We start from the raw sequence: 7,679 nt of genomic DNA on the forward strand, positions 1-7,679 counted from the left end.
CTCAGGTGAGTTACCTGATAGGCAGAGTTCGCCTCTGGACTTCAGTTTTGCCAGTTCCCAAAATCGGTTAACGCCCAGTCAAAAAAAGTTGCTGTCCCGTTTCGAAGTAAAGAAGCCCGCGCCAATGCCGCAGCCTGTATTGCACAACCCGAGTGCTGATGTGCCTCGTAAGGGGCTTTATGTAATTAAAAATAAATGGCATGCCTTGGTTGATGGCACGTTATATGAGATCAGTGTGTGGTCCGAAGGCGTCGTGATTGTTGACCCCGCAGACAGCCATCATTTAGGCCCCTATTTGAAGTCCAGTGGGGACGGTCGCTGGTCGCTGGATTTGCGTCTGCGCTTGTCTGGCGGCATGCCGAAGGCTCGATTGCAGGCTTTGCGCGAGGAAAAAGAAGCGCGAAGAGAGGAGATGCTAGCTCAGTGGGTAAGGCTCAACGATGAAACGCCGAAGATGAACGCAACATTCCAGGTCTCGATATCCGTGATGGAGCGCGCTGAAAAAGATCCGCGCTTTACCGAAGAACAACGCAGTGTTTATCGCCGTAAAGCCGAGAGTGCCACTCAGCAGATGATCGACTCATACCTTCTCTTGCTGACGAATCTCGATGAGTTTAAAAACCTGTTTCCCGATGTAAAAAAATACGATATTGATGGCCGTATATTGGCGCTGGCTACTGAGTGCAACCATCTTATGGTCATTTATGACCATGACTTAAAGGGGGTTTCCAATAGAATATTTGAGCTGCCTGGCAGCTCTGGCAATCTGCGGTCTGATCAGGTCATGAAGGCCTATATAGAAATTTATGAAAAGATGCTTGCCACGCTTGAACTCAGAACTCGATTTCTGGAACGACTGGATGAGGCGGGAAAACAAAGGTATGAAAGTTCTCTCGCAGACGTAAGTCTTGAAAAAGCGAACGTGGATTTTTTTGATATTCCCATTAAAAATTCATATTTAAATTGGTTGATAAAGCCTAGTGTTAAAGAGTGGCACCTTAATACCGCGTTGGTTGAAACTCTGGAGGCCCTCGTCACGCCTGTGAGAAAACTTATCAGTACCCATGCGGAGCTCAATACGTTTGATTTCGGCAGCGGTGAAAGCCTGGAAGTATTGAATAGCCTCGTCGACTCCTATGCTCAATCGCTGGATGCCTTGCGAGGTTTGGGTATTATCAGTGCTGATGAATTGGATGGCGTCTTCTTCAACAAAATCGTCACAATGTTGGATGGCCTTTACCAAGACGTCATAATAAAAATGGCTGCCGAGATTAAACCAAGTGGCAAGGGTGCGAAATTGCCGCTCAAGCCGCACCGTGGGCCAACATTGAATACCCCCAAGCGAATTATTAAAACCCGCAATAGCGGGCGATTGATTGGCAAGCTAATACCGGCGGGAGGGGAGTGGCCCATTGAAGTAGTCGAAGTTCGCTCTGAGGAAAATGATCAACTACTCGGTACTTATTCAGAACACGGTGAGGTATGGGACGAAATAAAAGTAGTTGCGCCTAAGGCTCCTTCCGCCACGCGGCCACTCAATATTCTCAAAGGTGAGGCTCGCAAACGTTACGCTGACCTCGATATGCATCTGCGCAGGGCAGAGGAATATACAAAAAAATCCAGATACCCGCAGGAAGTTGAAGAGGTTCTTCACTATGAGGCAGATCGTCTCAATCACTTGGCAGCAGAGTTCAGCAAAGCCATCGATGCTCAGCCTCTGGACGCAGTTGTGCAATCAGATCTGGATTTGGTCGAGGGCCTGCGCAGTGGGGCCACGCGCCTGACGGATAAAGGCAAAGAACTACGCCTCCAGTTAAGCCTTGAATTACCGCCCACTCACGGCAACCTTCAGTATCTGCTTGACCAGGACCGTGTACAGATTGCAGGGTTGGGCAAGCGGATAAAACTGGCCGGCGAGCGTAAGGACTTCATTCAGGAATACGCGATCAATGACAAGAATGGTTTCCCGATCTGGTATGCCCACATTCACTATGCTGCAGCGGATACGCCAAAGGAAAATTACGGCGTGGCCCATTTGAAGCTCAAATCCCAGCGTAGAGAAAGCTATTACTCGCAGCTCAATAAATCGAATAGCCCCCAGGCCACAGTCAACGTTTATTATGGTGTGATCGGCAACGATCTTGTTAAGCGCTGGTTTTTGCCTCTTGATAATCATTAATACATGGCAGCATTTGACTGCAAGGCAGTCGTAAGGCTATGACGTCACCCCGCTATCGCTTTAATTGCCTGGCTTACGCCGGGCAGTTAAAGTGCGCCTCCCCACGTTTCGCCTGAGGTAGACACATGAACCAGTCCTTTGATATCGCCGTCGTCGGCGCCACCGGCACTGTCGGCGAAACACTTGTGCAACTCCTCCAAGAGCGCGAGTTCCCAGTTGCTAATTTGCATGTGCTGGCGAGCAGCGAATCGGCCGGAAGCTCAGTGCCTTTTAGGGGTAAAAACGTAAGAGTGCGCGAAGTCGACGAGTTCGACTTCACTAAAGCAAAGCTAGTATTTTTTGCTGCGGGCCCTGCGGTGACGTTGAGCTATGTGGCCAAGGCCCATGCGGCCGGTTGCAGTGTGATCGACTTGTCAGGTGCGTTGCCTTCGGACCAAGCACCGCAGGTTGTACCCGAGTGCAATGCACAGATCCTTGCCGGGCTTGAAAAACCAATTCAGATCAGCAGCCCAAGCCCTTCAGCAACTGCCTTGGCGGTTGTTCTTGGGCCGCTGCTTGAGCTGCTTGAGCTGCAACGGGTTTCGGTTACCGCATGCTTGGCGGTGTCGGCTCAAGGTCGAGAGGCGGTGTCAGAATTAGCCCGTCAAACCACCGCGCTATTGAACATGCACCCGCTAGAAACCAGCTTTTTCGATCGTCAGATGGCGTTCAACCTGTTGGCGCAAGTGGGTAAGCCGGATGCTCAGGGGCATGTGCCGCTGGAAAAACGTCTGGTGAAGGAGCTGCGTGAAGTATTGGGCCTTCCTAGCCTGAAAATTTCGGTTACATGTATTCAAGCTCCGGTTTTTTTTGGCGATAGTTATAGTGTGTCGCTGCAATTGGCTGCACCGGTTGACCTGCCGGCGGTAACCGCCGCGCTAGAAGCTGGCGCTGGAATCGAGTTAGTGGATGCAGACGATTATCCAACCGCGGTGGGCGATGCGGTGGGTCAAGACGTGGTGTATGTCGGTCGTGTTCGTCACGGTATTGATGACACGTGTGAACTTAATCTGTGGCTGACGTCTGATAACGTGCGCAAAGGCGCAGCGCTAAACGCCGTTCAACTGGCTGAGTTGTTGATAAAAGACCTACTGTAAAAGATACTTGGCGACGCTTTTGGCAAGGCTTCAGGGCCAGCGTTGCAGTCAAGCTGCTGTCAGGGCTTATAGATTTAATGACGCAGTGCGCGCGAAGGTGTAAGCCCTAACGTGTCGTCAGGCAGCAGCTCTACAGATCTCGTTGGACGAGATCTGTACCAATAAGGAAGAGGCTATGGTTCAGGTTCGCAAATTAGTGTTAGCAATAGCTGCCGCTTCGGCGCTGTCATCCGGTATGGCGCAGGCGCTTGGGCTCGGCGAGCTGACCCTGAAGTCGACTCAGAACCAGCCGCTGCTGGCTGAGATCGAGCTGCTAGACGTCAAGGACCTGAGCGCTGCCGAACTGGTGCCGAGCCTAGCCCCGGCAGACGAGTTTTCTAAGGCCGGAGTGCCGCGTCCAAGCTATCTGGACGACCTACGGTTTACCCCGGTGATCAACGCCAATGGCAAGAGCGTGCTGCGGGTAACCTCCAGCCAGCCGTTGTCTGAACCTTTCGTAAAATTTTTGGTGCAAGTCATGTGGCCGAGTGGCCGCTTGATGCGCGATTACAGCGTCCTGCTGGACCCGGCTAAATACTCACCACAAACCGCTGCGGCGGCTGCGGCAGGCTCCGCGACTGGCGCTGAACCTGCGCAATACACCACCTCTGCCCGCGACACGTTGTGGGAAATTGCCGCTAAGTCGCGTAATGGCGGCTCAGTCCAGCAAACCATGTTGGCAATTCAGGCGCTCAACCCAGATGCATTCATTGATGGCAACATCAATCGGCTGAAAACCGGCCAAGTGCTGCGCTTGCCCAATGCTGAGCAAAGTGCTGAGTTGCCTCAAGCTAAGGCCGTCTCAGAAGTCGCGTTACAGAACGCCGACTGGCGTAGCGGTCGGCGCACTGCGCCAAGGGCTCAACAATTAGATGCCACGGCGCGTAAGCCTGCGGCAACGGTGCAGCCAACCGCTGAGGTCAAGGATAGTTTGAGCCTAGTCGCAGGGCAGGCGGGTAATAAAGGTGCGGGTGCCGACGCCAAAAATATCAGCGACAAGCTGGCCATAACTCAGGAAAGCCTAGACACCAGCCGTCGCGAGAGTGCTGAGTTGCAAAGTCGATTACAAGACTTACAGAGCCAACTCGATAAGCTGCAACGCATCATCGAATTAAAAAACAACCAATTGGCCGCGTTGCAGGGCGATGCTTCTACACCGGTCGATCCGCAGGCCGTGCTACCGGCCCAATTGAGCGCTCAGGCGGCAGATACACCAGAAGCCGACATTGCCCCGGCAACGGAAGGTACGCCAGCGACGGCGATAGCGCCGACGCCTCAGACGGACGCCACGTCAAGTGATGAGCGCAGTATTCAGAACTTGCTCGCCAGCCCGCTGCTGATGCAAGTGGCCGGTGCTGCTGCGGTCTTGTTGCTGTTGCTCTTGTTGCTGCTTTTGATTCGTCGACGTAAAGCCCAGCAAGCCTCCGAGCGCCATGCGCGCATGGCGCGTGCGCTGGAAGAAGATGAGCCCGAGTTTGCGGCGGATTTCGACCTGCCTGAAAGTAGCTTTGAGGGCATTGAATCGCCGGCCGCGAGTGTCAAATTGGACGCTGCTCCGGCATCTGCATCGGCATCAGCACCTACTCCAGCGGTAGCGCCTGTTGTGCCAGTCGCTGCATCAAACAAGTCGGGTGCTGAAGTATTGGTTGAAGCTGAGCAACTGATTCAGCAGCAACAGTTCCATGAGGCCGCAGGTTTGCTTGAAGGCGCAGTCAGACAAGCGCCACAGCGCAGTGATCTGCGGTTGAAGTTGATGCAGGTGTATGGCGAGTTGGATGAACGCGACGCCTTTGTCGCGCAAGAGCGCCAATTGGTCGCCAATGGCAAAAACTACGCCGAAGTGTCGCAGCTCAAGCTTCGTTATCCGGCCATGGCAGCGGTTGCGGGGGGGATTGTCGCGGCGGCGGTTGCTTCACAATTTCAGGCCGACTTCGTTAAAGAAATGATGCGCGATGATCGAGTGGTCGAGGCTGAACCTGACCTCAAGCCGAGCCCGGCAGTAACGCCCCCTGAGGAGCAAGATCACGACGTTGACTTGAGTCTGGATGATACCCATGTGACGCCTGAGCAGAGCTTTGATGAAGTGCTAAAGCAGCAGGCCGAAGCCCAAGCTGCGCTGGACATTGCTGCGGACTATGACTTAGACCTGCCCGAAGACTTTGACTTGTCCTTGGCTGAAGAAGTCTCGACTCCAGAAGTGCCTGACAGCTTCTCGCTCGAGCTGGACAAAGTTAACGCCGAGTTACAGCGCTTGTCGCAAAGCTTTGAAGAGCCCGAGATGGCTGAGCCGTTCGCTGGAACCGAGGTGGGGGCTGAAGACGAGCCTGAGTTCGACTTTTTGTCGGGTTCGGACGAAGCGGCGACCAAGCTCGATCTGGCGCAGGCCTACATCGACATGGGTGACGATGAGGGCGCTCGTGACATCTTGGCGGAAGTCATGGGCGAGGGCAGCCCTGAGCAGCAGGCCGAAGCCATCGAGCTGTTATCGCGTCTGGCGTGAATGCAGTTCAAGCAATAGTCAACGGCAGCCCTCAAGGCTGCCGTTTTGTATACGTCGCGCATTTGATTCATGGCGTCTTGGCGGGTGCGCCTTATAATGGCCGCCTTTGCGTTTATGAGCAGGCTGTAACTCCTTGGCAAATATAGATAACCCAGCTGCCGAAATGGCCGCTGAAGGCTTTTTCCGAATCGCGCTGGGCGTGGAATATAAAGGTTCTCGCTACAGTGGCTGGCAGCGTCAGGCCAATGGCGTGCTGACTGTCCAGGAAACCCTTGAAAACGCGCTGTCAAAAGTGGCTGACTCTGCGGTGTCATTGATGTGTGCCGGGCGCACCGATGCTGGGGTGCATGCCTGCGGGCAAGTGGTGCACTTTGATACTCAGGCCGAGCGCTCGCTAAAGGCGTGGGTTATGGGCGCTAATATCAATTTGCCCCATGACATCAGCGTCACGTGGGCGAAGGTGATGCCTGCGCATTTCCATGCGCGGTTTAAAGCGATCGCTCGGCGTTATCGGTATGTGATCTACAACGATCCGATTCGCCCTGCGCACCTCAATCAGGAAATCACCTGGAACCACCGTCCGTTGGACGTCGAGCGCATGGCCCAGGCGGCTCAGCATTTACTGGGTGTGCATGACTTCAGCGCCTTTCGTGCTGGGCAATGCCAAGCCAAATCACCCATCAAAGAAATGCACCACCTGCGTGTCACTCGTCACGGGCAGATGATCGTACTGGATATACGCGCCAGCGCCTTCTTGCACCACATGGTGCGCAATATTGCCGGGGTGCTGATGACGATTGGCTCTGGTGAACGCCCGGTTGAGTGGATCAAAGAAGTCCTGCAAAGCCGTGAGCGGCGCTCTGGTGGCGTAACCGCGCACCCTTACGGCCTGTATCTGGTGCAGGTTGAGTATCGGGATGAGTTTGCATTGCCCGAGCGTTACATCGGTCCACATTTCTTAACGGGTTTTAGCGAACTCGACGGCTGACGCACGAGTAAGCATTTGTTAACATCCGGCACTTTCGCATTTAAGCCTAGAGGTATCGCTAACATGTCAGCCGTTCGCAGCAAGATCTGCGGTATTACCCGCATAGATGACGCGTTGGCAGCGATTGACGCTGGCGTAGATGCGATAGGCTTTGTGTTCTATGCAAAAAGCCCGCGTGCCGTGAATGCGGCTCAAGCGCGAGCAATCATTGCGGCCCTGCCGCCATTTGTGACCACCGTTGGCCTGTTTGTGAATGCCAGTGCGTGTGAGCTGAATGAAACGTTAGACGCCGTACCGCTCGACCTACTGCAATTTCACGGTGATGAAACACCGGAGCAATGTGAGGGTTATCACCGCCCGTACATCAAGGCCCTTCGTGTCAAGGCTGGGGATGATATAGCGGCGGCCTGTGCTGCTTATGCTTGCGCGAGCGGAATATTGCTCGATACCTACGTTGAAGGTGTGCCGGGTGGAACTGGTCAGGCGTTTGATTGGTCATTGATACCTCAAGGTCTAAGCAAGCCGATCATTTTGGCGGGCGGCTTGTCTGTTCACAACGTGGCGCAAGCTATTGCACAGGTGCAGCCTTACGCCGTCGATGTCAGTGGCGGGGTAGAAATGAGCAAAGGCATCAAAGATCACGATAAGATTCGGGCCTTTATGCAGGCTGTACGCGCAACAAACTGATACCCGATGTGACGGCTGGCAGCCTGCCACCGTCCATCATTACCGCAGTGTGATACAAGCGGGCCCGGTGGTATGACGGGCAGAAATTAAAGCGGCAGCCGCTGTGCAGCGTGTTGTCGGGAAGGCTGAGGGTGTATGGGGTGATGCAGG

Annotated in this window: 4 protein-coding genes and 1 pseudogene; all 5 read left to right on the forward strand. The window is 54.1% G+C overall.

Going from position 1 to position 7,679, the window contains the following annotated elements:
- A pseudogene (locus tag AQS70_RS06055) lies at positions 1–2,179 on the forward strand (dermonecrotic toxin domain-containing protein); the annotation flags it as partial.
- Positions 2,180–2,304: 125 nt separating this feature from the next.
- A complete protein-coding gene (locus AQS70_RS06060; protein ID WP_055101997.1) occupies positions 2,305–3,315 on the forward strand; it encodes an aspartate-semialdehyde dehydrogenase in 1,011 nt (336 codons plus the stop codon).
- A 175-nt stretch (positions 3,316–3,490) separates the two neighbouring features.
- Positions 3,491–5,854, forward strand: a complete 2,364-nt coding sequence (locus AQS70_RS06065) for a motility hub landmark protein FimV (RefSeq protein WP_055101998.1) — start codon at positions 3,491–3,493, stop codon at positions 5,852–5,854.
- A 163-nt stretch (positions 5,855–6,017) separates the two neighbouring features.
- Entirely contained in the window at positions 6,018–6,842 is an 825-nt protein-coding gene (truA, locus tag AQS70_RS06070; RefSeq protein WP_055101999.1) for a tRNA pseudouridine(38-40) synthase TruA, read from the forward strand.
- Between the two features lie 63 nt (positions 6,843–6,905).
- The gene (locus tag AQS70_RS06075; protein ID WP_055102000.1) at positions 6,906–7,529 is read left to right on the forward strand and encodes a phosphoribosylanthranilate isomerase; all 624 of its coding nucleotides are present in this window, start codon (positions 6,906–6,908) and stop codon (positions 7,527–7,529) included.
- The last annotated feature ends 150 nt before the right edge of the window (positions 7,530–7,679 follow it).

The organism is Pseudomonas endophytica (assembly GCF_001411475.1).
Classification (GTDB): Bacteria; Pseudomonadota; Gammaproteobacteria; order Pseudomonadales; family Pseudomonadaceae; genus Aquipseudomonas; species Aquipseudomonas endophytica.

What these genes read in the sequence shown, in the direction of transcription:
- AQS70_RS06060 (WP_055101997.1), top strand. Translation starts at nt 2,305, where the DNA reads ATGAACCAGTCCTTTGATATCGCCGTCGTCGGCGCCACCGGCACTGTC.
- AQS70_RS06065 (WP_055101998.1), top strand. Translation starts at nt 3,491, where the DNA reads ATGGTTCAGGTTCGCAAATTAGTGTTAGCAATAGCTGCCGCTTCGGCG.
- truA (WP_055101999.1), top strand. Translation starts at nt 6,018, where the DNA reads ATGGCCGCTGAAGGCTTTTTCCGAATCGCGCTGGGCGTGGAATATAAA.
- AQS70_RS06075 (WP_055102000.1), top strand. Translation starts at nt 6,906, where the DNA reads ATGTCAGCCGTTCGCAGCAAGATCTGCGGTATTACCCGCATAGATGAC.